A 26911-nucleotide genomic window follows, 5' to 3' on the forward strand; every position below is an offset into this window, starting at 1 on the left:
TAATTATTGTCTTCTCATTTTGTCAAGCTCATCATATATAATTCATCATACAACTTGCGCAACGAATATGCATGAATTTCAAATGGAAGCGTTTTCGATGGATCGATCAAGAGAGTTTGTTGATGCCCTTGTCCAGTCGTTTGCCCCAGCGGCATACACCCTGGATGAGCAGGATCGCCGATCCTATGAGGCTGACTGGCGCGGACTGATCGACGAGCCCGCAGTGGCTGTATTGCTGCCATCTTCCACGGTGGAAGTGGCCGAAATGGTGAAGCTGTGCGCACGGTTCGGCATGGCCATCGTGCCGCAGGGCGGTCGTACCGGATTGGTGGCTGGCGCTGTGCCGATCAAGGCTTTCGCGCAAGTCATCATCAGCATGCGCAGAATGAGCAAGATTCGCGGCATCGATTCGGTCAACAACACCATGGTGATCGAGGGCGGAGTGATTCTCCAGTCCGCCCAGGAAGCAGCGGCGGCAATCGATCGGCTGTTTCCGCTCAGCCTTGCCTCCGAAGGATCCTGCCACATTGGCGGCACCATCGCGACCAATGCGGGTGGTATACAGGTTCTGTCCTACGGCTCGATGCGCCATCAGGTGCTTGGACTTGAAGTGGTGTTGCCGGATGGTCAGATCTGGGATGGGTTGCGCAGTCTGCGCAAGGACAATACCGGGCTCGACCTGAAGCAACTGTTCATAGGTTCGGAGGGTATGTTCGGGATCATTACCGCGGCAACTGTGCGGTTGCTGCCGCGCCCCAAATGTACCTTGACGATGCTGGCCGCCATCGATTCGGCCGGACAGGCACTGGAGACTTTCGTAAAGGTCCAGAACCTTTGCGGCGCGGATCTGACATCCTGCGAGTACTTTACCTCTGGTGGTCTGGAAATGGTACTCGACCACCTTCCCGATAGCGTTGCGCCATTCCGCGAAAGCTACCCGGCCTATGTTCTGCTGGAAGTGGCGTCACTCGACAGTTCGGCCGACCTGCTCGGGCGGCTTGAGCCGATGCTGGCGGAACTGCTGGAAAACGAAACCATCAAGGACATGGTGGTTGCACAGAGCGAAGTCCAGCGCCTGGCCTTGTGGAAGTTGAGAGAGGGGATTTCCGAAGCGGAAAGGGCGATCGGTGGAGCAATAAAGCATGACATCGCAGTCCCTATTTCGTGCATACCAGACGTTATTACCAAAATCTCGGAGGGTTTACACGGCGTAGCGCCGGGTTGCAGACTCAACATTTTCGGACATCTTGGTGATGGCAATCTTCACGTAAATGTTGTACCGCCACAGGGTGTCGCGCTTTCGGAATTTTACTCACACGACAGGTGCGTAACGTCGTATATTGAGCGTACTGCCGTGGAAGCGGGAGGTACATTCAGCGCTGAGCATGGAATCGGACAGCTTCGCGTCGACTCTCTCGAGAAATATCGTGCGCCTGTCGAATTGGCACTAATGCGAACCATCAAGGATGCAATCGATCCCACATGGATGATGAACCCAGGAAAAGTCCTAAACCTCGCACGCTAGACCGACGTGGGGTTGCGCTGAAGATTCGGGCACGCCCGATCATCCGTCCTGTGCGACTGTCGGATCAGGTGCTCGAATCCCTGCGCAATGACATCCAGTCCGGGCGGACAGCGCCGGGCTCCCGACTGCCTACGGAAAAGGAGCTGACAGAGAGTTTCAACGTCAGCCGCACCGTTATTCGCGAAGCGATTTCGCGGCTTCAGACCGATGGACTGGTGATTGCCAAGCAGGGATCCGGCATCTACGTGGCCGACCCCATGGAAGTGACGCGGTCGTTTCGCCTCGGGCTGGAAGACAGCGAGCAGAAGACATCGATCCGCGAAGTCTACGAGCTGCGCGTTGGGGTGGAAAGCGAAGCGGCAGCATTAGCAGCAATACGCCGGACGAAGACGGACCTCGCGCATTTGGAAAAATCGCTCAAGGCACTGTCTGCCCCCAACGATTTCGATCGTGGGGTCGATGCCGACGTGACGTTTCACCGCCTTATAGCGCAGCTTTCCAAGAATGCGGCGATCGTTCGTTTTCAGGAGTTTCTCGCATCCGTGCTGGCTGAGACGATCAAGGTCGCTCGCGGCAACTCCGCGCGCCAGGCCGGACTGGCCGAAACGGTTCTCGACGAGCACGTCAAGATCTTTGAGGCAATAGCCGCCGGTAACGCCGAAGAAGCAAGGCTTGCCGCACGCCACCACCTCGTCAAGGCACAGGAACGCCTGAACCTTCATAAAAGCTGAGACTCTTGATCTTGGCAAGCAAGCGGAAAATACAGCCTGATCCGAGCAAACTGTGAGGGCGTCAGCAAATACATGTCACTCATGACAAATCCTCCTGCCATGAGTGAATCAAAACGCACCGAATTCGAAAAAGAACTTCAATCAATAGGGCCTGAGCCTAAAAGTGTTCGCGACAGACTGCCTCGCAATCCAACCCCGGCACTCAACCGGCTTTTCGAGCCAGCAACCGATTCCGGCCACTCAAGAATCGGACGGAGTGTCTGCTCTCGTGAACCAGTCGATCAGTTCGGCCAGATGTCGCTTGCGTTTCTTGGCGCGGGGATAGACCAGGCAATAGCTGTGGCCCAAGTCGATCGTGATGTCGGACAATGCCACCAGCCTTCCGGCCGCCATATCGTCCAGAGCCATCATACGTTGACCAAGAGCAACGCCAATACCCTGACCGGCCAGATCCAGCGCAACACGCGAATTGCTGGCCTGAAACCCCTTGGTTGCCAAGTGCGGACTTAGCTTCGCTTTCACAAACCAGTCATGCCACGTCGGATGAGAAGCGAAACTCGGGCCCCAGCTTGTGTGCAACAAGTCGTCACCTGGCACCATCGCCATGCCGTGGTCGCGCACTGCAGGATTGCGCTCCAGATATTCGGGGCTGCAAAGCGGAAGAACCACGTCATGCTCCAGCGGGACAATGGCGTGCTCCGGATAATGAGTAGGATTGTAAGCGATCCGAAGGTCGATATTGTGCCGCGCAAAATCAACGGGATCCGGCTCGACCCTCAGGTCGAACCGGAACTCCGGACACGAGCGGGAATAGCTGGTCAGCCGCGGAATGACCCATCTCTCCGCCACCGATTCGATTGCACTGACCACCAGTCGGGATCTGGAGCGATCCAGAACGAGCTGTTCGGTAACCTCGGAAATCAGCTGCAAACCGACTGCAGCGCCGTCGAAAATGGCGTGTCCGGCATCTGTCAGGACAATGCGGTTGTTTAGCCGCAGGAACATCTGTTTACCGAGGTAATCCTCCAGCTTGCGAATATGCTGGCTGATTGCCGCGGAGGAGACACCCATCTCTTCCGCGGCCGCGACATAGCTGCCGGTCCGGGCGGCCGCTTCGAACGCCCGCAAGGCATTCAGGGGGGGCAAAGTCAGGGGAATTGTCGTCGGCCCTCGGCATTCGGTTGGATAGTGGTCAGGTTCTAGCCAGGCGCAGCGATTGCCAGGAGCCAAGGTGACCGCGAGATGGCAATCATATCAGCAAATCGCGCTCTGGCAATGCAACGACGGTTGCGGCGGACATTGCACAGACACCGCGAGATACTTGGTCAGCCGGTGCGTTTACGCAGCGCACCGCATCTTTAACTGACTGGGTCGTACACGCGCAGCTGAAAGTAACCGCCCGACAGTGCATAAGTTTTTCTTAGGCAGCGTAATTTTTTGGCCGATTGCGCAACTCAAGTTCCCCGGCGAAGATCCGAAGCACTGCAAATCGGAGGATGTAGTATGAAACATGTTATCGACCTCGAAACCTATCCACTGGACCGTCCCGAAAGCCTCGAATACGCGGCTCTTGTTGAGAGCTGCAAAGAGCGTCTTGCTGCCGACGGCATGTTTGAACTGCCCGGGTTCATGCGTGCCGAAGCGACCAGGGCCGCCGCCGATGCGGCAAAGCCCGCCATGGCGACAGAGAGCTTTCGTCACGCCCGCCAGCACAACATCTATTTTCGCGACACCGTCGAGGGGTTGAGCGACGACCATCCTGCCATGGCCAAGGTCGAGACAGTGAACCATACGCTTTGCGCGGACCAATTGGCGGGAAATCCGGTTATCGATCTCTACGAGTGGCAACCCTTCGCCGACTTCCTCGCCGCCACGATGGGCAAGGATGTGCTTTATCATATGGAAGATCCGATGGCGCGGGTAAACGTCCAGGCGAGTCGCGACGGCGAGGCTTTGAACTGGCATTTCGACAGATCGGAGTTCACCACGACGATCCTGCTTCAGGCGGCCGATGAAGGGGGTGAGCTGGAATACCGCAAGGACCTGCGCACGCCTGAAACACCAAACTTTGATGGTGTTGCCGCCGTGTTGCGCGGTGAGGACCCGGAAGTCAAAAAGGCGACGCTGAAGGCAGGCGCGCTGAATGTCTTCCGTGGCGTCAATACCCTGCACCGCGTTGTGCGGGTCAAGGGGCCGACTGAGCGCATGGTCGCAATTTTTGCTTTCTTCAACCATCCGGGCGTCGTCATGACGGCGAAGGAGCAGCTTGGTTTCTACGGCCGGTCTGTTGCCTGAGATCTGAGCGAGCACTGCAGTTGTCGAGATGTCGTGAATCGACGAGGGCCATCATAGAATGCTGGCCCTCCAGCTTCCAGCAGATGGCTGCACAAGGGCGTTTTCTGGCTGGCGGCCATCAGGGCCGGATGCGCTTTGTAGCAATCCGCGTGCTGTCGATGCGCAGCAATCTGTGCCCATCCCCTAGCATGTATGTCGACATCATGCTGATGGACCCACGCCCATCGCGCTCTGCTGCCATTCTTGTCCCGGACCATGACGCCCGTCGCCCGCACTTAAAAATAACGTCCGGCTCCAGGCCGGATATCGTAGTCTTGAAACAGTGACGGCTGCCCCGGGTGCCATAGAAGTTAGGCGCAAAACCTGCCAACGATCATGTTGGCTGTTTCCGGTGGCGCCGAGAAAGAAGGATACTCCATGGCTGAAGGCGTCGTATTGAATGATGCGCTGAACTGGCGCGACCTGTGTTTGGTGGCCGGGGGCGCTCGGCTGGTTCTGTCTGATGCCGCCCGCGGGCGGATCACCACATCGCAGCGCTTGGTAGAAGAAATTGTTGAACGCTCTATTCTTGGCTATGGGATCAACACCGGTGTCGGCGCGTTGTCCGACGTTATCGTCGATCGTTCTCAACAGGGTATGCTGTCGCACAATATCCTGCACAGCCATTGCGTGGGTGTCGGCAGCCCCCTCGGATCCCAGGAAACCCGCGCGATCATGGCAGCGCAAATTGCCAACTTCGCCCACGGCTATTCCGGTATCCGGCTGGAAACTGTCGAAGCCTTGCTGACGCTGCTCAATGCCGGGATCGAGCCGGTCATCCCGTCACGCGGATCCGTTGGGTATCTGGCCCACGCCGCCGAGATCGGTCTTGTGTTGATCGGCGAAGGACAGGCCCTTTGTCAGGGCAGGATCGTGTCGGGCGCCGAGGCTCTTGAGCGCGTCGGGCTGCGGCCGATGCAGCTTCGTGCTAAGGAGGGTTTGAGCCTGGTGAATGGTACGCCATGCGCCACCGGACTTGCGGCCTTGGCTCTCGCCCGACATGAGCGCCTGATGGATTGGAGCGATGCGGCAGCCGCAATGAGCTATGAAAACCTCGGCGGGCAAGTCGATGTGTTCGACGAGCAGGCTATGGCCTTGCGCTCGTCGCCAGGGGTCTCTGCCGTGGGTGCAAGCCTGCGGTTCTACCTCCACGGCAGCGCCATACTGGCGGCGTCGATGGGTCGGCGTACCCAGGACCCGCTCAGCCTGCGCGCCATTCCCCAGATCCATGGCGCGGCGCGGGATTTGTTCGAGCAGATCTGCGTCACCGTCGATCGGGAACTGCAAAGCGTGACCGACAATCCCGCAATCGTCGGTACGGCGGGTTCGCCGCGTGTGCTATCGCAGGCCCATGCTGTAGGTGCGGCGCTCGGTTTTGCCATGGACAATCTTGCGATTGCTACGGCAGAACTGGCCGAGATTTCGGAGCGGCGCATCGATCGGCTGGTAAATCCTCTCGTCAGTGGTTTGCCCGCCTTTCTTGCAGCCCGAACCGGCATAGCGTCAGGATTCATGATCGCGCAGTATACTGCGGTATCGCTTGTGTCCGAAAATCGACGGCTAGCCGCCCCGGCAAGCCTTGATGGGGGCGTAACCTCCGCGCTTCAGGAGGATATATTGACCCACGCGACACCCGCAGCTTTCAAGGCATTGGCCGTTATCGACAATCTGGAGCTGATCCTCACCATCGAATTGCTAGCCGCAGCACAAGCTTATGATTGCCAGCCTGCCGCGTTGCATCGCGCGCCAGGCACAGATTCGTTGTATCGGGCCGTACGGGCCAGGGTCCCCACATACGCGGATGACAGGCCGCTTAATGCGGATTTCGCGCGGGTGCGACCGCTCTTGTCCGAACCGCTGCATCGTATTTCCGCATAAATACATCTGGCCGCTGGAAGACGCAGGCTTTCATCGCCGGCCTGTGCTGCTATGGCCGCAACGTACAGTGGATCGTTCATGCGCCGATGATCCGGCGCATGAACGCGGCTGGGATGGAAATCCTGTTCGCCCCGGCCTTATCGATTGAGGCGATCGATTTACGCTAGGCGAATAGGCCGAGCGGATGTAACTCGCCTTTGCGAGGCATATTCCCAGGCTGTTCTCTTCTGTCTTTACCACTGCTGGCCTTGATGAAAGTTAATGCGGATGTCCGTTGGACAAGATCTGCAATCCGAGAGCGTCAATAGATCAATATACACTCAAAAAGTGTTTGTGTTTAGTTTATCTTAGGCAAGCCAAATTTTTTGAGAGGTTGTCGCCCTGTAAACATCCGCTAACGTCCCCCTACATCCCCGCGTATCCGATTGGGCTGGAGGTCCAAACGCGGGGAGTACAAGGGAGGAACGTTATGCCGGCAAAATTTAGCGCGCTGGATCTGCTGCGTCGCAGACTTACCGCGAATGAAAACCACCTCGTCGATGGGCTCCTTGCTGGGAGAGTGAGCCGCCGGGAATTTCTTCGTCACGGTTCGTTGCTGGGGCTTTCCGTGCCGATGATGGGGGGGATTTCGGCTGCGGTAGGTCTCTCAGTAGCGCCGCAACGCGCTTTTAGCCAGCCTGCCGGCGGGACAGTTCGCTACGGGCAGATCGTTCCAGGCGGAACAATGAACCCTCTTACCGTCGCAGATGCCGCTGGCGTTACGGTTATGTCGCAGTACGGTGAAACACTGGTCCTTTCGGACGCCGACCTGAAGATAAAGCCGTTGTTGGCCGAAAGCTGGAAACCCAATGACGATGGTACGGTCTGGACCTTCAAGCTTCGTCAGGGCGTAAAGTTCCACAATGGCGAGGCAATGACGGCAGATGACGTTGTCGCCACTTTCGATCGGCTCTGCGATCCGGCCAACGCATCAAACGCACTTTCCGTGTTCGCTGGATTGCTGTCGAAGGGCGGCACGCGCAAGGTCGACGAACACACGGTGGAGTTTCATCTGGAACAGGCGAACGGCAATTTCCCCTATGCTGTTTCAACCGACAACTACAATGCCATCATCGTCCCGGCTGCCATGCCGGCATCCGGCGATGAGACGATGATCGGCACCGGCCCCTTCAGGCTTGAGACCTATACGCCCAAAGTTGGCGCCAGCTTTGTACGCAATCCGGATTATTGGGGCGCGCCTGCGCTGCCGGACCGGGTAGAGGCAAACTTCTTCGACGACTACCAGCCGCAGATTTTCGCGCTTCAAGCCGGGCAGATAGATGTCATCCAGCAGTTGCCGGTACTGCTGTCAACGGGCCTGATAAACGATCCCAACGCCGCAATCCTCAACACCCCATCGTCGATTCACCACCAAGTCCACATGAAGGTCGACCGAGGGCTTTTCAAGGACAAACGTGTCCGCCGTGCTATCGCGCTCTGTATCGATCGGCCGACCCTGGTTAACGGACTTTTGCAGGGCCGCGGGCAAATCGGTAACGACAATCCGTTCATGCCCACCTACCCGTCAACCGGTCAAAACGTTCCTCAACGCCAAAAGAACATCGCAGAGGCCAAGCAGCTTATGGAAGCGGCTGGCATGTCGGCAGGTTTCGAGGCGACTCTGACCACCGAGAAATACCTGGAAATTCCGGAATATGCAGTCCTTATCCAGAATGCGGTCAAGGAGATCAACGGCAACATTTCGCTCAACATCATGGATCAGGGTGCCTATTATGGCGACTCCGTTCCGAGCAAATCTCCCTGGCTCGATTGCGAGATGGGCATAACCGACTATGGACATCGGGGTGTGCCCAATGTCGTGCTGCAGGCTTCCCTGAGCAGCACCGGCACCTGGAATGCAGCCAGTTTCAAGAATGCGGAATACGACACTCTTGTCGCGGGCTATGTGCGCGCACTTGACCTTGAGGCACAGCGCGAGGCGTCCGGGAAGATTCAGTCCCTTCTGTTGGACGAGAGTCCGATCCTCTTCGGCTATTTTCAGGACATGCTGAGCGCCACCAGCAAAACTGTCAGCGGGGTGACCCTGACTGCAATGGGCCATCTGTTCCTGGCTCAAGCCAAGGTCTGATTGCTTCTGCACGCTCCGCTTGCGCGGAGCGTGCAGATCAATCGCAAGCGACGTGATATGGAGGCGAACATAGTTAGCTATGTAATCAGAAGATTTGGCTTTGCCCTTGTGACGCTTTGGGTGCTTAGCCTTCTCGTTTTTGCCGGATCGCATATTCTGCCGGGGAATGTCGGCCGGGCAATGCTTGGCCCCTTTGCGGATCAGCGTGCCGTGGATGCACTCAATCATGAAATGGGAGCCGACCGGCCGCTTGTCCGGCAATATGTCGACTGGATGGCAGGTTTCGTTACCGGGGATCTGGGCAAATCCTCCGCATACAGGATGCCTGTCGCGCAGTTCTTGACGGGTGCGTTGGCCAACTCCGCCAAACTGGCATTCATGGGCTTCCTGATGGTTGTCCCGCTCAGTATCCTGGGCGGTGTGATTGCGGCCGTCTACCGCCGAAGCGCCATCGACAAGGCGATTTCGATCATTGGAATATCGGCGACGGTCGTGCCTGAGTTTATTTCAGCCATCCTCATGATCCTGGTTTTCGGCATCTGGCTGCAATGGTTTCCAATTTCGGCTGTCTGGCCAGCAGGCTCTGGTGTCGGCACGCAGCTCTACCATCTGTTCCTGCCTTCGATCCCGTTGGTGCTTGTGCTCTTTGGATACATTGCGCGGATGACGCGGGCGAGCATGATCGAGGCGCTCGATTCCGATTACACGCGCACGGCAATCCTGAAAGGACTGTCATATCCGTTGGTCATCTGGCGACACTGTCTGCGGAACGCGCTCGCGCCGACAATAAGCGTGATCGCCTCGCAGACGGTCTACCTGATTGGTGGCCTTGTCGTGATCGAACTCATCTTCCGGTATCAGGGCATTGGTAGCCTGATCTATTTCGCAGCCAAGAAAAAGGATTTCCCCATGTTGCAGGCAGGCGTGATGTCCGTCGGCGCCATCTTTGCGGTCGTCACGCTCATCGCTGATCTGATGTTTGCCGCCCTCAATCCCCGCATTCGTCTCGAGGGACGCTCATGAGCGTGCAAACCATAACAGCATCGGGTGCATCGGAGCCCAAGCGCATTTTATCGAACTTCGAACGCGATCTGTACCGCCTCTTGCGCACGCCGTCGTTTGTAGTCGGCTTCTCGATCGTCATGTTCTGGCTGCTCTGCGCAATTTTCGGGCCGTTCATTGTGCATCACGATCCGTTTGCCGACAATCTGCTGATGTCGCTCAAGCCCCCATCATGGGAGCATTGGTTCGGGACCGATCAGCTGGGGCGCGATATATTTTCGCGCGTGCTGGTCGGGTCACGCGACATTCTGACCGTTGCCCCGATCGCGACAATACTGAGCACGGTCCTTGGCACCACCCTCGGCCTGGTCATGGGCTACTATGGTGGTTGGGTCGACGAGATATTAAGTCGTCTGGTTGATGCCATTCTTGCGCTGCCTACCATTATCGTCGCGCTGCTTGCACTGACCGCGCTCGGAACGTCGATCATTACCGTCGTGGTTGTCATCGCCTTCACCTTTTCACCCATCATCGCGCGCACTGTCCGAAGTGCAGTCCTCACGGAATGTTCGCTCGATTACATCGCTGTCGCCGAACTGAGGCATGACTCGCACTTTTACATCCTGTTTGCCGAAATATTGCCGAATGTGATCCGACCGGTGCTTGTCGAGACCACAGTGCGCCTTGGCTATGCGATTTTCACCGTCGCGACGCTTAGCTTCATTGGCTTTGGCATTCAGCCGCCATCGGCGGATTGGGGGCTGTCAATATCGTCGAACTACGTCTTGATGGCCGGCGGCTTCTGGTGGACCGTCGTTTTCGACGGCGCGGCTATCACCTCTCTCGTCGTTGCAATCAACCTGATCGCCGACGGCCTTGAAAGTCTTTCCTATGACTGAGCAGCACAGCCCATATGCATTGTCCTTTGAAGACGTTGGCGTTGCCTACCGCGTCAAGGGCGTGGAGCAGCAGATTCTCAATGGAATAACGCTCAACATCAAGAACGGCGAGGCCTACGGCATCGTCGGGGAATCCGGATCTGGCAAGTCCACCGCAGCCTTTGCTGCCCTGCGATACCTTCCGAGCAATGGCTCTGTCACGGGCGGGCGGATACTGATCGACGGCAAGGACATCGCTGCGATGAGCGAGCGCAGCCTGCGGCAAGTGCGGCGTACTTCCGTAGCGATGGTGTATCAGGATCCATCCCGGGCGCTGAATCCGTCCATCCGCATCGGTCGGCAGATCCAGGAGATATTCGCTCTTTCGGGCGTGCCTCGGGCGGAATGGGTCGCGCGCACGATCGACGTGCTGAACAAGGTGCGCATCAGCGACCCGCAGCGGGTTATGGATCGATATCCCCATCAGTTGTCAGGCGGAATGCAACAGAGAATATGCATCGCCATGGCGATCGCCAGCAATCCCCGCCTTCTGGTGCTGGACGAGCCCACAACGGGCCTTGACGCGACGGTTGAGGCCGATGTGCTCGATCTGATTCAGCAACTTCGACAGGAACTTTCGACCGCTGTTCTCTTTATCAGTCATAACCTTGGCATCATCGGGCAGATCTGCGACCGCGTTGGGGTGTTTTATGCGGGAAGATTGGTGGAGGAGGGTGCCGCGCACGAGTTGTTCCGCGCCCCAAAACACCCCTATACCGCTGGGATTCTAAGCTGCTTGCCAAGGGCAGGACGGACGAAATCTACGCCGCTGGAGACGATACCTGGCGTTCCCCCCCAGCCCGGCAGCATCAAATCGGGTTGCGTGTTTGCTTCCCGATGCAGCATCGCCGCGCCACGCTGCCATGCTGAAGATCCGCAGCCACTGCAGATTGCGGGTCGGATGACCAAATGCCATTATCCGGAAAGCGTCGACGCAATGACGATTGAGCCGCCGCAACGGCTCGAACCGAGCGCCGTATCGGAAGACATCATTCTGGATATCGAAGGCGTCAACAAGACGTTCGGCGGCCCCAACCTGGAATTCCGCGTCCTGCGCAACATCAATTTGAAGCTTCGGGCCGGTGAGACGCTTGGGATCGTCGGTGAATCCGGCAGCGGAAAGACGACGCTCGCCCGCAGTATCCTGGGGCTGATCTCTCCCGATGCAGGCAGTAAGATCGCCCTGATGGGACAGCCGCTGTCGGCCACGACGAAGAAACGCACCCGAGCGCAATCGAAGCAGCTTCAGATTGTTTTTCAGAACCCCGATACAGCGCTTAACCGCTCGCAGTCCATTCGTCGGACGATAGGCAGGACAATCAGCGTGTTGGCCGGACTTTACGGTGCTGCACGTAACAAGCGCGTGGAAGACCTTGCAAAGTCGGTCCGGCTGGACGCACGTTTTCTGGAGATGCTGCCACGCCAGCTCTCAGGTGGGCTGAAGCAGCGTGTTGCCATCGCGCGCGCCTTTGCAAGCGATCCGCAGATTGTCGTCTGTGACGAGCCGACGTCGGCGCTTGATGCCTCCGTTCAGGCAGCAATTCTGAATGTGCTTGTCTCGCTTCAGGCCGCGCATAAGGTTGGCTACATCCTGATCTCGCACGATCTGGGCGTCGTGCAATATCTCTCGGACCGAATAGCGGTGATGTACTTGGGCGAGCTTGTGCAGGTGGGGCCGGCGAGCGAGATCTTCGACGGTCCGCAACACCCCTATACGGCAGCATTGCTGTCCGCTGTCCCCGATGTTTACGGCCGCCGTAATGAAAGGGTCAAGCTGACTGGAGAGATGCCATCAGCCGCCACTATTCCCAGTGGCTGCGTTTTTCATTCGCGCTGTCTGCACAGGATTTCGGGCAAGTGCGACGTCGAGCCTCCCAAGAATCAGATGATCGGCGACGATCATGTCATCCGCTGCCATTTGCCGGCCAGCGAACTATTGCACTTTCGAAACAATGAAAGCGAACGGAGTTTTTTCGAGACCTGAAAATATATGGAAACACTCCAATACCCGCACTTGCTGCAATCGCGTGAGGTTCCCAGCGAAACACCGAAGACACCCCAGTTCAACAGAAGAAACGAGACCAGAATTGGCGCCACAGCAAATAATCATCGACTGCGATCCCGGAATTGATGACGCCATAGCCATTCTATTGGCTTTGGCGTCGCCCCATGAAATCGAGGTCCGCGCAATCCATACGGTCGTCGGCAATCGTTCGGTCGACAAGGCGGAACTGAATGCACGCCGCATCCTGTCGCTCGTCGGTCGCGGTGACATCGCCGTGCATCGCGGTTGCGAGCGCTATCTGATGCAGGCCGCTCCACAGCATCAATCGTCTCATGGATCCGATGGACTTGGGGAAGTGGAATTAGACGATCCCGATTTTACGGCCCGGCCGCAACATGCTGTCGACGCTCTCATTTCCCAGATCAATGCCACCCCGGGAGAGGTGACGGTCTGCGCCATTGGTCCCCTGACAAACATCGCGCTGGCGCTTGTCAAAGAACCCGAGATTGCTGCCAAAATCCAACGCATCGTCTTTATGGGTGGCGCGGCCTTTGGTCCCGGAAATATGACATCCCAGGCCGAGTTCAATATTTGGTGCGATCCCTATGCCGCTCGGATTGTATTGAGTTTCGGCATTCCAACGACCATGTTCGGACTCGATGTCACGAACAAATGCCGGATCATTCATGGGCTGATAGACGAGCTTGCCGCTCTAAAAGCCCCGGCCGCCCGAAAAGCCGCAGAAATGCTAAGGCATTATTCTCTGAGCGATACGGCACTCCACGATGCCTGTGTCATCGCCTATCTGATCGATCAGACGCTCTTTTCCGGCGTCGATGCTTATCTGACAGTCGACACCACTGATGGCCCATGCTTTGGGCGAACCGTTGCCGACGTAACCGAATGGGATTTGAAAGGCCACACCCCGAATTGCCTCGTGATGACCGAAGTGGACGATATCCGCGTACTCGCTTTGATAAGGAGCCGTCTCGCGGGGGTGTTTTGTGGTTGAGAACGGAGGTGGCTCTTGGCTGCGCATTCCGGCCCAATGTAATCCAGCCTGCGAAATTGGCCGCATTGGCGGGGCAATCCGCATCCAATTTACCCCCGCGTCAGATTTCGTCTGAACATCCGGCTTTTGGCATTGGATGGAGAGGGAGTGACCTTGCCCCAAGTTTTATCCAGTTTTGAGTTTGCTCCAGCGGTTTTGGGTTGCTGTATTTGGGGTGTAGCGGCGGGTTGCGGTGCGGAGCCATTTCGGCTGCGCGGCACCACATCGGGTCGCGGGTTGATGGTCTGAGCGAACTCGGCGGGTGTCAGCCAGCCGAGGCCGGAGTGCGGTCGGTGATCGTTGTAATCGCTGCGCCAGTTCGAAAGCGCCGATCGGGCATGGGTCAGTGACGAGAAGAGGGTTTCGTTCAAGAGTTCGTCTCGCAGCGGCCCGCTGAAGCTTTCGATGAAGGCGTTCTGGATCGGCTTGCCCGGTGCAATATAGTGCCAATCCACCTTGGCCCGGTCCGTCCATTGCAGAATCGCGTTGCTGGTGAACTCGCTGCCGTTGTCACTGACGATCATCTTGGGTTTGCCGCGCTCGTCGATGATCCGATCCAGCTCACGGGCAACCCGCAGACCAGATAGCGATGTATCGGCGACGAGTGTCAGGCACTCCCTGGGGTGATCGAATTTTACGCCGTCGCTTTCCTATTCCGGCAGCAGCTAACATGCACTCTTGAAATTGCCGCATTGCACCGCCACATAGGGCTTATGCAAATAGGCACGATTATCAGGCTTTCGAGGCTCATCGATCAAGCATGCTCCCTTACCCGGAGCAGGCAGCCTTGATTCTGTAACGCCGCCACAGACCCGCCGCTCCGGGAACCACACGATCAAACAGTGCGGTTCATTTCGCGCCGTTTATACGGCGCACCGATGGAGCGTATCCATGTCCGTGTTCCGGCCCCGTCCGATCTGCATCACCTGTAACCGTCAACTTCCCGGCGCCGCCACCCGGTGCCCCTGGTGCAAGACGCCAATCCTCGCCATTGCCGCCCGCCGCACGTCCAGCGCCGTTCACCAATGGGGTGCCCATCTAGCCCACTCCGGCCGATTCGGCGGGGGTGACGGACAATGAGCTATGCAATGAAAACCGGCGATCACGCCTTGAGGCCTAGCGGCGTGGACGATTTGCAGCAGGTCGGTGTTCTTCCCTGGCGCATCCGGCGCGACGGCGAACTGAGGGTCCTGCTCATCACTTCGCGCAGGCGGGGGCGATGGATCGTGCCCAAGGGATGGCCGATGGAAGGCTGTTCGCCCCTCGTCGCGGCTTCGCGGGAAGCCTTCGAAGAGGCCGGGATATTCGGGGACATTTCGCCGGCGCCTGTGACGACATATCGCTACGTCAAGACGCTGGACGACGGCTCGCAAGCTCTCTGTCGGGTTTCCGTGATCGGCATGAACGTGCGCGGCACGCTCAGCCATTGGCGCGAGAAGGAGCAGAGGCAGCGGCGGTGGTTTTCCCTGGATGCCGCAGCAGACCGGCTTGACGATGCCGAACTTGCCACGTTCGTGAGGGCACTTGATACCGCGCCGGAGCGCCCGGAGGCCTTCAGTCGGCCTGGCAGGCGCAATCTGCCGTTCGACGCCCTGCACACGACCGGGAACTGAGGACGCGCCGATGTTTCCAACGGGTTTTGCCCGCCGCTGCCGGCGGGCCTCTGTCTCTCCCATTCGCAGGGTCAGCGTCGGACGCTGATAGCCTGGCGCCACTACCTGCGACGGCAAGAGTGGCGCCAGGGGTTTGCCAGATCCGAGATTGAAACCTGCGGAGCAACGCTGGCCCATCCTTGCGCCGGCCGTTGCCCATTTTTGAGAAAGAGCCAGCAATGAGCTTCCGATACATCCATACGTTCCCCATCAGCGGCGCGAACAAGCTACCCCGCTTCAAGCAATGGGCGGCCGAGAACATTCCGGGCGTCGCCCTGTCCCTGCCGCCCCAGGTGCCGGTCAAGAGCATGGCCCTGACGGTGCGGCTGAAATCCATCGAGGACCGCAACGTGCTGGTCGGGAAACTGGAAGGCGTAAGCTTCTAGGAACAATTCCTGCAAAAGTGCCTGGCGGGTTTGCGTAAAAACGCTCCAGGCACCTGAAACGGCGGCGAACGACCGGCTTTTTACCGCTTCCTAAACATTCGGCTCCACAAGGATGTTTATGGGGAGTGGTCGCGTCGTTCGCCATCGTGCCCTTTCACGCATCCCGATACACCGACTTTCCCTCGATACCAGCGATTTTTGGACAAGACATCATGGTAAAGGCCCTCGTTTCCCACCCGCGCTATGCGGTGTTCTTCTGCTCCGGCGCAACCGCGCTCGCCTCTCTTGGCGGCGGCCTGCTGTACAGCGGCTGGCTGTTCGTCGCCGCCGCGATCTGCGGCGCCCTGTTCCTTCTCGGCCTTCACGATCTGCGCCAGCACAAGCACGCGATCCTGCGCAACTATCCGGTGGTCGGGCACCTGCGCTTCCTCCTGGAAAGCATCCGGCCGGAAATCCGCCAGTACATCATCGAAAGCGACAATGACGCGGTTCCGTTCAACCGGCAGGATCGCGGCCTCGTCTACCAGCGCGCCAAGGGCGTGGAAGACAAACGGCCCTTCGGCACGATCGAGAATGTCTACGGTTCCGGATATGCCTGGCTCACCCATTCCGCGATCCCGGTCACCATCGTCGATACCGACTTCCGGGTGAGCGTCGGCGGCCCGGCCTGCAAGCAGCCCTATAGCGCCAGCCTTTACAACATCTCGGCCATGAGCTTCGGCTCGCTCTCGGCCAATGCCATCCTCGCCCTCAACACCGGGGCAAGGAAGGGTGGTTTCGCCCACGATACCGGGGAGGGCAGCATCAGCCGCTACCACCGGCAGGGCGGCGGTGACTTGATCTACCAGATCGCCTCGGGCTATTTCGGCTGCCGCGGCGACGATGGTCGGTTCTCTGCGGAAAAGTTCGCCGAGCTTTCCGCCGATCCCCAGATCAAGATGATCGAGATCAAGCTGAGCCAGGGGGCGAAGCCCGGCCACGGCGGCATGCTGCCGGCCTCGAAGATTTCGCCCGAAATCGCCGAGGCGCGCGGTATCCCGATGGGCATCGACTGCCTGTCGCCTGCTGCCCACAGCACGTTTTCGACGCCGATCGGCCTGATGCAGTTCGTCGGCCAGTTGCGTGAACTTTCGGGCGGCAAGCCCGTCGGATTCAAATTGTGCATCGGCCACCGCCGGGAGTTCATGAGCATGGTCAAGGCCATGCTGCGGACGGGCATCGTTCCGGATTTCATCGTGGTCGATGGCGCGGAAGGCGGGACGGGTGCCGCCCCGGTCGAATTCGCCAACCGGGTCGGGATGCCGATGCTCGAGGGCCTGACCTTCGTTCACAACACGCTGCGGGGCGCAGGCATTCGCAATCAGGTCAAGATCGGCGCCGCAGGCAAGATCGTGTCGGCCTTCGACATTGCCCGCACGCTGGCGCTCGGCGCTGACTGGTGCAATGCCGCGCGCGGCTTCATGTTCGCCATCGGCTGCATCCAGGCGCAGTCCTGCCATACCAATCAGTGCCCGGTCGGGATCGCCACCCAGGACCCCATACGCCAGCGCGCAATCGACCTTGGCGACAAGAGCGACCGCGTCGCCCGCTTCCATCGCAACACCATGCGGGCGCTGGGGGAAATCGCCGGTGCCGCCGGCCTGAACGATCCCAGCAACTTCATGCCCTACCATTTCATGTTCCGGCAGAAGGACAACGAGTTCCTCGACGGCAACGAGGCCTATCCCTATCTGCCCGAAGGCTTCCTCGTGTCGGGCGCGGAAATTCCGGAACTCGCCGATTGGCACGATCGCTGGGACCGCGCCGGCGCCGACAGTTTTGCGCCGCCCGAAATCCCGCACGGGCCGTTTCGGAAGCGCAAGGCGGCGTAAAGGCCTGAGGATCTGGTCGGTCAAGGTGTCGATTTCGAGAGCCGAGCTTATAGAACCCGAACCTGAGCTTGCCCCCACAATCTCTGAGCGGAGAAATTCGGTCGGCACTTTGCCGGCGAAATACGCAAACGATCCGCCGGCCGGCTTGGAGACAAATGGCACCTCGATGAGGTCGTCATTTCCATCTGTGGCAGGAAACATTGGCTGTGGCGGGCTGTCGATCAGGATGGCTTCGTTCTCGACGAGATCGTCCAGACCCGCCGCGATACCAAAGCTGCCAAGCGATTGCTGGTCAGGCTGCTGAAGAAGCTAGGTTTGGTGCCGAAGCGCATTATCACCGACAAGCTGCGCTCATACGCTGCTGCAAAGCGGGAAGTCACGCCAGGTGTCGAGCATCGATCTCATAAGGGGCTCAACAACCGGGCGGAGAATTCTCACGTACCATTGCGAAAACGAGAACGGATGATGCAGAGATTTCGATCAATCGGCGGCTTGCAACGCTTCGTATCGATTTTATCGGCAGTTCGAAATCTCTTCGTCGCACCGCATCAAAAACGCTCAGCTCTGGCCACCCACATCCATCGGATCCGCGCTATGGCCCAGTGGAAAGCCGTGACCGGCGCAAGTGCTTGATTTCTCAGACACACACCATGCTTGATCATTGATGAAACAACGTGACATCGCCCAGCGAACGGATCACCGCGTCTGCCACCTGCCTGACGGCATCGCCATCGAGTTCCAACCAGCCTATGGCGCCTGGAGCAATTGCATGCGCTGCGCCGCCTCCGCACATTCGCAGCCGGCTTTATCGAAAAGCGCCGCCTTTATCACCGATATCCAGACCGAGCGGCGCCGGAATTCTCAAGTCCCATATCAGATGGCCGGCGATCACCTTCAGGTGCCATGCCGTGCAAGCGATCAACCGCCGTTCGCGCGATTATCGATCCGCATGATGAACTGGTTGATCTTAATGTCTTTCCATACATTTTCCCGATGGAAGGGATCGTTATGGTTGAATACGATCACGTCGTCGATCGAATCTGCGGAGACGACGAAAAGCGAACCGATCATCGTCTCCCCGTCCTCGGCTACCAGCGGCCCGGAAATCACCGTCTTCACGGCCGCGGCCGCAAGATATGCCTTGTGTGCCTCATAATGCGCGAGGCGCTTTTGTACCCCGCCGTCATGGTCGAGGCAATGGATGGCGAAAAGCATCAGTGAGGTCCTTTCCGGAAAGCAAGCTGCGAATCCGTGGCCAGGGACATGACGGCTTCCCTGCAAGAGCGCGGAAGCCGTCAGACGGTAGCAAGCGGTTGAAGCCTATTTCAAGGCTTCAACGTCTGGACAAACCAGTCGCGTGCGAAGCCAGCCGCTTTCTCGACCTTGGACTGGTCGGAATAAAGCGTCATATGCGAGGTATGCGGCAGGACTTCGAGCTTCTTGTTGGTGCAGGGAATCTGGTTGAAGGCGCCGATTTCGAGATCCCAGAGCGTCAGGTCATCACCTTCGGCGACAATCATCAGCGTCGGAGTATTGTAGATCCGCTTCACGAACGGGCCGACATCGTAATTCAGCAGCAGATCGACGGATTCCACCGTGCTCTTGTTCTGGTAGAGCGGCGCGGTGCTGTTCTTGATCGACATGAAGGTGCGCACGGTTTCCGGGAACGGCCAGGAGGAGACTTCACTGGCTGAATCCTCGGTCGCATGCGGCAGATAGAGCCGTTCGCCCGGCTTCTCATAGCGCAGCTTGCGGTCTTCCAGGATGAGATCCCAGAGCGCGCGATATTCCATCGTGCCATGGGCGCGGCGCATGTTCTCGTACCCATCGATGACCGGGATCTGCGATACGATCGATTTTACACGCGGATCGGTTGCGGCAAGGATCAGCGCATGACCGCCGGAATAGGAAATGCCCCAGACACCGAGCCGGTCCGGATCGCACAGTTCATGCCGTTCCAGGAAGCTGATGGCATTCTCGTAATCGCGGATCTGCTGCCAGGGATCGAGATGCTGCGGCTTGTCGCCGTCGCTGACGCCCAGATTGCGATAATCGAAGACCAGCGCATTGATTCCGGCTTCGGCAAAAGCTTGCGCATAGGTCGGCATGACGATCTCGCGCACGTAGCACCAGCCCCCGGCCAGCACGACGGCGGGGGATTTCCTGCTTTCGTCGCCGACATACAGCCAGCCGCGGATGGTAAAGCCTTCTGATTGAAATTCTACATCGATACGCTTTGTCATACTGTCTCCTTGCGCTTGTCAATCGATTGCATTAGGTGGCAAAATTCGAATTGCCCTGTCCCTGGACGTAGCAGACCGTGCGCGCGGCATCGGCCACGCGCCTGGCATTGGGGATCAGATCCCGTTCGAGATTGGCGTTGTAGGGCATAGGCACATCGTCCATGCCGACACGAAGAACCGGGGCGTCGAGATCGTCGAACGCCTGTTCCATGATCTGGGCCGAGATTTCCGCCCCGAAGCCGTGGGTCTTCCAGCCCTCGGTGACAACCACGCAACGGTTGGTCTTGCGGACGGAGTCAAGGATGGTCGGCATATCCAACGGCCGCAGCGTCCGCGGATCGATGACCTCCGCCTCAATGCCCTGTCGGGCAAGTTCCTTGGCCGCGGCGAGCGCCACATCGACCATGGCCATGGTGGCAACGATCGTCACGTGACTGCCCTCGCGGCGGATCTTCGCCTTGCCGATCGGCAGGCGATAGCGCTGCTCCGGCACCGGGCCATTGCTCATCTGATAAAGCAGCTTGTGTTCGATAAAGACGACCGGATTGTTGTCCTCGATCGCCGCAGCCAGCAGGCCCTTGGCGTCGTAGGGATTGGACGGACCAATCACCACCAGTCCGGGCACATGCGCAAACCAGCTTTCCAGCGACTGCGAATGCTGCGCGCCGAGGCGGATGCCGCCGCCCTGCGGGCCTCGTATCACCAGCGGGATGGCAATTTCCCCGCCGAGCATGAAGCGCAGCTTGGCGGCCTGGTTGACGATTGCGTCCATCATATGCGTGATGAAATCGAAGAACTGCACTTCGACGATCGGCCGCATACCGGTCATTGCCGCACCGACTGCGGCATTGGCCAGCACGTTTTCCGAGATCGGCGTGTCGCGCACCCGGCTCGCGCCATGGGCTTCCTGCAGGCCTTTGGTAGCGGCGAACAGACCGCCGATCCGGCCGACATCCTCGCCCATGACAAGAACCGAGGGATCGCGGGCAAGTTCCTGATCCATCGCCTCGCGTACGGCCTCGACATAGCCGAGCATGCGGCTGCCCGGATCGGGCTCGCCCATGTCGGGCAAAAGCGGCGCTGTGACCGAGGGAAAGAGAATGGCCGATGTCGGCTCGGCCGCGGCTTCCGCAATGCTGACGCAGGCATCGATCTCCAGAGCCACGCCGGCCTTAATTTCATCCAGCCGCATCGCATTCACTTGCCGCTCGGCCAGCACCTCGCCAAGTTGCCTGATTGGATCCTTCTGGTTCAGCCAGAGGTCTTCCTCCTCCACCGGCCGATAGCGCGGCAGGTTGGTGCGCATCGAATGGTCGCCCCAGCGATAGGTCATCGCCTCGATCAGGCTTGGCCCCGCCCCCGCGCGCGCCCGGGTCACCGCGCGGCTTGTGGCTTCGAGCACGCTCAGCACGTCGTTGCCGTCGATTGTCTCGCCGGGAATGCCATAGGATGCGGCGCGCCTTGAAATTTCCGGCACGGCGGACGCTTCGGCAACACCAAGCGAGAGGCCGTAGCGGTTGTTCTCACACAGGAAAATGACAGGCAGCTTCCAGAGGGCAGCGAGATTGAGCGCCTCGTGAAAGATGCCCTCGTTGGCGGCCCCATCTCCGAAGAAGGCGACGGTCACCTGCTTGCTGCCGCGAATATCGGACGACAGCGCCGCACCCGTGCCGATACCAAGGCCGGCGCCGACGATGCCGTTGGCGCCCAGAATGCCATGCTTCATCGAAGCAATATGCATCGAGCCGCCCATGCCATGGCCATAGCCGGTGTCCTTGCCAAACAGTTCGGCCATCATCGACCCGAGATCGGCGCCCTTGGCGATGCAATGACCATGGCCGCGATGATTGGAGACGATATAGTCGTCTGCCGCCAATGCGGCGCAAGCTCCAACTGCAACCGCCTCCTGGCCGATACAGGAATGTGCAGTGCCTTTGATGATACCCTTCTTGAAGAGTTCGGTTGCCCGCTCCTCAAACAGCCGGATGCGCCAGAGCTCCTTGTAGAAGCGCTCCAGCACCTCCGTGTCCGGCCCCGGCGCGACTTCGCCTGCCGGTTTGGTCGACCGGGACCTGGGGACGGCATTCTTCATGAGAACAGGCATCCACCGTTGACGTCGATGGTGGCGCCAGTGATGTAGGAGCTTTCCGGCGAGACAAGGAACTTGATCGCATCGGCGATTTCCGAAGGTTCGGCGGCGCGCTCGAGCGGGATCTTGTCCCATTCGATCTTCTTCATTTCCTCGAAGCTGATGTTGCGGTTCTGCGCTTCTTCCTTCAGCGCATTGAGGTGCATGCTGGTCGCGACATTGCCCGGTGCCACGGTGTTAACGCGAATCTTGTCGCGGGCGAGTTCATCGGCCGCCGTGTGCGTCAGTGAGATCAGGCCGGCCTTTGAGGCGCAATAAGCGGCGAAGAAGCCGTGGCCACTCTTGCCATACCAGCTCGACACGGTGACGATCGCCGCACCCTTGGCTTCGCGCAGCGCCGGGATGAATGTCTTCATCATCACCAGGTTGACGCGCAGGTTGATGTTCATCACCCGGTCCCATTCCCCGAGTTCCAGCGTCTCGATCGAACCGACCTTCTGCAGCACGCCGGCGACCAGGGCTAGGCCCTTGAGCGGATGACCGATCTTGGCTACCGCGGTGGAGATGCCCTTGATCGACGCCTCGTCGGTAAGGTCGGCAACGACGCCGACGAAGGATTGACCTTCGCCCTTGTGGAGCGAGGCGGCAACCTCGTTGACGGCGTCAACCGCGTCGACGAGTACCAGCGACCAGCCGTCCGCAGCGAGTTTGTCGGCCGTTGCCCGGCCGATGCCGCCGGCAGCGCCTGTCAGGATTGCAGTCTTCCCGCTCATTGCAGCACCATCCCACCGTCGATAACCAACATCTGCCCTGTCATGTAGTCCGATCCCGCCGACCAGAGGAAGCGCACGGTACCGACCACGTCGCTCGGCTGCGCCACGCGACCCAGCAGGATCTGGCTTGCCATCGAGGACATTGCCTCGCCCGGTTTGGAGCTCGCGCCCATCTTGTAGAGATCGTCGTCCAGTTTCTCCCACAGCGGCGTATCGACCACGCCAGGACCAAAGGCGTTCACGGTGATGCCCTTGCCGGCAAGCGCCCGGGCGCCGGCCTGGGTCAGGCTGATCACCGCCGCCTTGCTGGCGGAATAGGGTGCAAAATCGGGAAAACCCGTACGGCCGGCAATCGAGGCGGTATTGATGATCTTGCCCTTCGTACCATGTGCAATCATCGCCTTGGCAGCTTCCTGGATGCCGATCAGCACGCCCAGCGAATTGACTTCGATAATGTTGCGCCAGGTCTCCTCGGTGATTTCGAGAAAAGGCTCCGGCTTGTTGAAGCCGGCATTGTTGACCATGACGTTGATCGATCCGAACAGCTTCTGGCATTCGGCGACAGCAGCGGCGACCTCGGCGCGTTTGGTGACATTGACCTTGGCGAAGGCGAATTTGCCGGGATGAGTCTTGTTGAGCTCCGCAACTGTCGCTTCGCCCGTCGCCGGATCCATGTCGGCGATCAACACGCCGAAACCGTCTTCTGCCAATGCTGCCGCGATTGCGCGGCCTATGCCACGGGCGGCGCCGGTTACGATCGCGCCACCTTTTTCCGGATAAGCCATTTCATTTCCTCCTAGGATGCTGTTTGCTTGATTGTGCCGCGGATTCCGGATCGGGACCCGCCGCGTTTTCTGAGCCAGTAATCGAGAAGCAGCATGGCGAGCAGGATGCCGCCGATGACGATGCTCTCGAACGAACCGGCGATGCCGCCGAGCGAGACGGCGGTGGAAACCAGCCGAATGATCAGCGCGCCGATCAGGACGTTGACGACGGTGCCGCGGCCACCTTCGAGCGGCACGCCGCCCACCACCGCCGCCGTTATGCCGGCCAACAGGAAACTCTCGAAGCCAAGGCCCGACGCCGAGCCCGAACGCACAGCTGCGAGAATTCCCGCGAGTGCGCCGAGCAACGCCGAGCCGGCGAAAGCGACCATGTAGATCCGTGTCGTGTTAACACCGGAGCCGCGGGCACGCTCGGCATGGCCACCCACCGCATACATCGACAGGCCTGTCGTCGTGTAGCGCATCAGCACGCCGACGATAATGACAACGAAGATGCCGATCAGCCCGAGGACGGTGACGGGCCCGATGCGCGCGACCAGCGCGTCGGAGACCCAGAAGAGGTCGCCCGGGAGGATGGCGGGGCGCTGCGGCGCCATGACGAGAGCCAATCCCCGCAGGCCGATCAGCGTGCAGACTGTGAGAACCATGGAATTGATGCCGGTGCGGCCGATGATATAGCCGATACCGGCGCCATAGATCGCCGCGACACCGAGTGCAACGACGATGCCGAGCAACAGCGAGACGCCGGCGATCTTGAGCGCGATGATTGCCGCCACTGCCGCGACGGAGGCGATCGACAGGTCGAGCTGACCGACAACCATTGTTAGCATTATACCCGCGCCGACAAGCGCGATCAGGCCGACATTTTCGACCACCGAGGACGCCGTTGCGACCGAAGCGAAACCGGGAATGATGAGGCAAAGTCCTACCGCGAGGACGATGCAGATCGCGATGCGGCCGTGAAAACCGGTGTCCATCTTGAGACCGCTCATTTGCCGCGCTCCTTCATCAGGGTGATGGTGAGCAGCACGGCGCCGGCCAATATACCCTTGGCGAGTTCACGCATGCCGGCATCGATGCCAAGCAGGAGCATGATATTGCTGAGCATGGTGAGCACAATGGCCCCAAGACCGGCCCGCCACAATTGACCTTCCCCGCCCTGGATGGCGATGCCGCCGACCAGGATCGCCGCCACGACATCGATGGTCAGCCCGCGGAACATGTCGCTCTTTGCCTGCGACACCTGGCCGACCACAAGGATACCGACCACTGCCGCCAGAAGGCCGGCGATGACAAAGGCGATGATAACGATGCGCTTCGTCGGGATGCCGATCAGTTCGGCCGCCTTGTCGTTGGCGCCGGTCAGCACGATCTGCCGGCCGAGCGTCGTGCGGCTGAGGAACCACGTGCCGACAGCCACCAGCACCAGAAAGATCAGCGCCTGGTTCGGGATGCCTAAGGTCAGGCCACCGCCGATCGATGCCATCGGGTTGTCGGAGAGTGTCAGGGTGCGGTTGTCTGCGAGCCAGACCACGACGCCGAAAAGGACCGAACCGAAAGCAAGCGTGGTGACGATCGGGTTCAGCCCCCGCGACACCAGATAGCCCTGGACGAAACCCAGAATGGCGGCGAGCACAAAGACGGCGAAAAGGGCGACAGCAAGCGGCATGCCGGCGAGGATAAGCGCGGCAAAGACGAAGGCCGCGGTCATCGCTTGCTGCTCCACAGCCAGGCTCACGAAGCGACCACAAATGGTAATAGCCGCCGTGCCGATTGCTGCGATGCCGGTGATTGCCGAGGCTTGCACGACAGCAATCAGGTTTGGCGCCGTCGCAAAACCGCGAACCGAGACAGCCGCGATGAGGCCGATGACGATGACCGGGATGAAGGGCGATAGCGGCCCCAGCCGATCCCAACGCAAGCCTGCAACACCGGGAATTTTGACCGTCGGCTCCTGCCCCGAATTGCTCGAATTAATGGACATCGGACGCTCCGTGCGTTATCAGCGTCACGAGGCTGTTGCGATCAAGCTCTCCCGCCGCAGCCGTGCGAACCAGCTTGTGGTCATGGAAGACGAAGACGCGTTCTGCAAAGCCGAGAACCTCGTCAAGATCGGTGCTGGCAATCAGGATGGTCAGTCCGTCGTCGGCAAGCGAGCGCAGCAGGGCGTAGATTTCGGCGCGGGCGCCGACATCGACGCCACGCGTCGGCTCTTCGAGCAACATCAGGCGCGGATGGCGCGACAGCCATTTGCCGATGGATACCTTCTGCGCATTGCCACCTGAAAGAGATCTCACCTTGCGCTGGCGATAAGCGGGAACGATCGTCATGCGATCGGCGATGTTTTCGACGCCGCGGCTCAGCACCTTTTCGTTGGTGAGCTTCAACAGGCCGCGCGAGGCGAGATGCGGGGCAGAAAGCGACTCCCAGACCGGCCGGTCATGGAAGAAACCGTCGAACTGGCGATCATCGGAGCAATAGGCGATGCCTGCTCCGGCCCGTTCGGTGCTGCTTTTGGCGGCCAGAAGCACACCATTGATCTGGATGCCGCCGGCTTCCAGCGCAACGCGTCCCGCCACCGCGCGAAGCGGCTCTACGAAACCGCTGCCCAACTGGCCACATGTTGCCACGATCTCCCCTACCCGCACGCCGATGCTGACGGGAGCGGCAAGGTCCGCCGTCTTGACAGCATCGAGTTGCAGAGCCATCGGCCGATCGTCGGCTGCGGCTGACCGCCTTTCCGGAAAAAGCTGCTCCAGTTCGCGGCCGATCATGGCCTGGACGATGCGGGGAATACCGGCGTCCTTGACCGCAAACTCGTCCGCCAGCTTGCCATTGCGCAGCACCACCGCCTGATCGCAAATTTCGTCAAGTTCGTTCAACCGGTGCGTGATGTAGAGAACGATATTTCCTTCCTTCGCCAATCTGCGGACGGCCTGGTGCACCAGGTCGATGTCGCGATCGGCCAAAGCCGCGCTCGGCTCATCGAGCACGAGCACACTTGCCTTCTGCGAGAGCATCCGGGCGATTTCCACGAGCTGGCGCTCACCGATCGACAAGTCGGAAACTGGTGTATCGGGATCGAGATCGGCAAGGCCGAGACGGGCAAGGTAGACCTGGCAATCCTTGGCAGCCTTTCGGCGGCTGAGCCAGCCGCCGCCAGCGGCGAGCATGAAATTCTCCGCGACGGTCAAATTCGGCAGAACGCTGATTTCCTGCTGCACGACCGCGACGCCGGCGCGACGCGCCCTATCCGGCGTGGAAAGATCCACAGCAGTGCCATCAACGGTGATCGTCCCGCTGGTCGGCACGACGAGGCCGGACAGAATCTTCACAAGCGTGGACTTGCCCGCGCCGTTTTCGCCAAGAAGAGCGGTAACGCTACCACGCCCGGCCGAAAAACTTACATTCGACAGGGCGTGAATCGGTCCATAGGACTTCGAAACTCCGCTCATCGCCAACATCATCGTTATCCTAAATCAAAGAAGAAAGGGGGAGCCGGCCACTGACCTCGGTCGCG

At 59.4% G+C, this 26911-nt stretch carries 21 protein-coding genes and 2 pseudogenes; 13 read left to right on the forward strand and 10 right to left on the reverse strand.

Annotated elements, in window-relative coordinates:
• Positions 1-97: 97 nt before the first annotated feature.
• Both JJB09_RS19790 and JJB09_RS19795 read left to right on the forward strand, forming a co-directional pair.
• Positions 98-1525 (forward strand): FAD-binding oxidoreductase, encoded by a 1428-nt coding sequence (locus tag JJB09_RS19790; RefSeq protein WP_201662336.1) that lies wholly within the window; start codon positions 98-100, stop codon positions 1523-1525.
• 68 nt (positions 1526-1593) lie between these two features.
• Complete coding sequence (locus JJB09_RS19795; protein WP_201662339.1) at positions 1594-2256, forward strand: FCD domain-containing protein; 663 nt, start codon at positions 1594-1596, stop codon at positions 2254-2256.
• Positions 2257-2496: 240 nt separating this feature from the next.
• Here JJB09_RS19795 and JJB09_RS19800 read toward each other — a convergent pair whose 3' ends face one another.
• The gene (locus tag JJB09_RS19800) at positions 2497-3384 is read right to left on the reverse strand and encodes a LysR substrate-binding domain-containing protein (RefSeq protein ID WP_201662342.1); all 888 of its coding nucleotides are present in this window, start codon (positions 3382-3384) and stop codon (positions 2497-2499) included.
• 375 nt (positions 3385-3759) lie between these two features.
• Here JJB09_RS19800 and JJB09_RS19805 point away from each other — a divergent pair, with 375 nt between their 5' ends.
• From JJB09_RS19805 to JJB09_RS19835, 7 genes are all read left to right on the forward strand, one after another.
• Positions 3760-4551, forward strand: coding sequence for a HalD/BesD family halogenase (locus JJB09_RS19805; RefSeq protein ID WP_201662345.1), 792 nt, complete (start codon positions 3760-3762; stop codon positions 4549-4551).
• A gap of 417 nt (positions 4552-4968) precedes the next feature.
• On the forward strand, positions 4969-6468 hold the full coding sequence (locus JJB09_RS19810) for an HAL/PAL/TAL family ammonia-lyase (RefSeq protein ID WP_201662348.1): 1500 nt from the start codon (positions 4969-4971) through the stop codon (positions 6466-6468).
• Positions 6469-6937: 469 nt separating this feature from the next.
• Positions 6938-8596, forward strand: coding sequence for an ABC transporter substrate-binding protein (locus tag JJB09_RS19815; RefSeq protein ID WP_201662600.1), 1659 nt, complete (start codon positions 6938-6940; stop codon positions 8594-8596).
• Positions 8597-8653: 57 nt separating this feature from the next.
• Positions 8654-9619, forward strand: coding sequence for an ABC transporter permease (locus tag JJB09_RS19820; protein WP_201662351.1), 966 nt, complete (start codon positions 8654-8656; stop codon positions 9617-9619).
• Positions 9616-10497 (forward strand): ABC transporter permease, encoded by an 882-nt coding sequence (locus tag JJB09_RS19825; protein ID WP_201662354.1) that lies wholly within the window; start codon positions 9616-9618, stop codon positions 10495-10497. The genes JJB09_RS19820 and JJB09_RS19825 overlap by 4 nt, the downstream gene beginning before the upstream one ends.
• Positions 10490-12520, forward strand: a complete 2031-nt coding sequence (locus tag JJB09_RS19830; protein ID WP_201662357.1) for a dipeptide ABC transporter ATP-binding protein — start codon at positions 10490-10492, stop codon at positions 12518-12520. Before JJB09_RS19825 ends, JJB09_RS19830 begins: the two co-directional genes overlap by 8 nt.
• Positions 12521-12623: 103 nt before the next feature.
• The gene (locus JJB09_RS19835) at positions 12624-13553 is read left to right on the forward strand and encodes a nucleoside hydrolase (protein WP_201662360.1); all 930 of its coding nucleotides are present in this window, start codon (positions 12624-12626) and stop codon (positions 13551-13553) included.
• A gap of 165 nt (positions 13554-13718) precedes the next feature.
• Here the strand turns inward: JJB09_RS19835 and JJB09_RS19840 are convergent.
• Positions 13719-14221: pseudogene (locus JJB09_RS19840) on the reverse strand (integrase core domain-containing protein); the annotation flags it as partial.
• Between the two features lie 447 nt (positions 14222-14668).
• Between JJB09_RS19840 and JJB09_RS19845 the strand changes: the two are divergent.
• The 4 genes and pseudogenes from JJB09_RS19845 to JJB09_RS19860 all read left to right on the forward strand — a co-directional run.
• Positions 14669-15205: an NUDIX hydrolase gene (locus JJB09_RS19845; RefSeq protein ID WP_201662363.1), complete on the forward strand. Its 537-nt coding sequence runs from the start codon at positions 14669-14671 to the stop codon at positions 15203-15205.
• Positions 15206-15423: 218 nt separating this feature from the next.
• Positions 15424-15630, forward strand: a complete 207-nt coding sequence (locus tag JJB09_RS19850; protein WP_201662366.1) for a hypothetical protein — start codon at positions 15424-15426, stop codon at positions 15628-15630.
• Between the two features lie 212 nt (positions 15631-15842).
• Complete coding sequence (locus JJB09_RS19855; protein WP_201662369.1) at positions 15843-17501, forward strand: FMN-binding glutamate synthase family protein; 1659 nt, start codon at positions 15843-15845, stop codon at positions 17499-17501.
• A gap of 90 nt (positions 17502-17591) precedes the next feature.
• Positions 17592-18134, forward strand: a pseudogene (locus JJB09_RS19860) (IS6 family transposase); the annotation flags it as partial.
• Positions 18135-18419: 285 nt separating this feature from the next.
• Here the strand turns inward: JJB09_RS19860 and JJB09_RS19865 are convergent.
• The 8 genes from JJB09_RS19865 to JJB09_RS19900 all read right to left on the reverse strand — a co-directional run bounded on the left by JJB09_RS19865 (position 18420) and on the right by JJB09_RS19900 (position 26846).
• On the reverse strand, positions 18420-18716 hold the full coding sequence (locus JJB09_RS19865; protein ID WP_201662372.1) for a YciI family protein: 297 nt from the start codon (positions 18714-18716) through the stop codon (positions 18420-18422).
• Between the two features lie 110 nt (positions 18717-18826).
• Positions 18827-19744 carry an alpha/beta hydrolase gene (locus JJB09_RS19870; RefSeq protein WP_201662374.1) on the reverse strand — a complete coding sequence of 306 codons (918 nt, stop codon included), beginning with the start codon at positions 19742-19744 and terminating at the stop codon, positions 18827-18829.
• A 31-nt stretch (positions 19745-19775) separates the two neighbouring features.
• Positions 19776-21836, reverse strand: a complete 2061-nt coding sequence (locus JJB09_RS19875) for an alpha-ketoacid dehydrogenase subunit alpha/beta (protein ID WP_201662377.1) — start codon at positions 21834-21836, stop codon at positions 19776-19778.
• Positions 21833-22606 carry an SDR family NAD(P)-dependent oxidoreductase gene (locus JJB09_RS19880; RefSeq protein WP_201662380.1) on the reverse strand — a complete coding sequence of 258 codons (774 nt, stop codon included), beginning with the start codon at positions 22604-22606 and terminating at the stop codon, positions 21833-21835. The genes JJB09_RS19875 and JJB09_RS19880 overlap by 4 nt, the downstream gene beginning before the upstream one ends.
• Positions 22603-23391 (reverse strand): SDR family oxidoreductase, encoded by a 789-nt coding sequence (locus tag JJB09_RS19885; protein WP_201662383.1) that lies wholly within the window; start codon positions 23389-23391, stop codon positions 22603-22605. The genes JJB09_RS19880 and JJB09_RS19885 overlap by 4 nt, the downstream gene beginning before the upstream one ends.
• 11 nt (positions 23392-23402) lie before the next feature.
• Positions 23403-24383, reverse strand: a complete 981-nt coding sequence (locus tag JJB09_RS19890) for an ABC transporter permease (RefSeq protein ID WP_201662386.1) — start codon at positions 24381-24383, stop codon at positions 23403-23405.
• A complete protein-coding gene (locus JJB09_RS19895; protein WP_201662389.1) occupies positions 24380-25375 on the reverse strand; it encodes an ABC transporter permease in 996 nt (331 codons plus the stop codon). Before JJB09_RS19895 ends, JJB09_RS19890 begins: the two co-directional genes overlap by 4 nt.
• On the reverse strand, positions 25365-26846 hold the full coding sequence (locus JJB09_RS19900; RefSeq protein ID WP_201662392.1) for a sugar ABC transporter ATP-binding protein: 1482 nt from the start codon (positions 26844-26846) through the stop codon (positions 25365-25367). The genes JJB09_RS19895 and JJB09_RS19900 overlap by 11 nt, the downstream gene beginning before the upstream one ends.
• Between the last annotated feature and the right edge of the window lie 65 nt (positions 26847-26911).

The organism is Phytoamicus setariae (assembly GCF_016722925.1).
In the GTDB taxonomy this organism is placed as follows: Bacteria; Pseudomonadota; Alphaproteobacteria; order Rhizobiales; family Rhizobiaceae; genus Rhizobium_E; species Rhizobium_E setariae.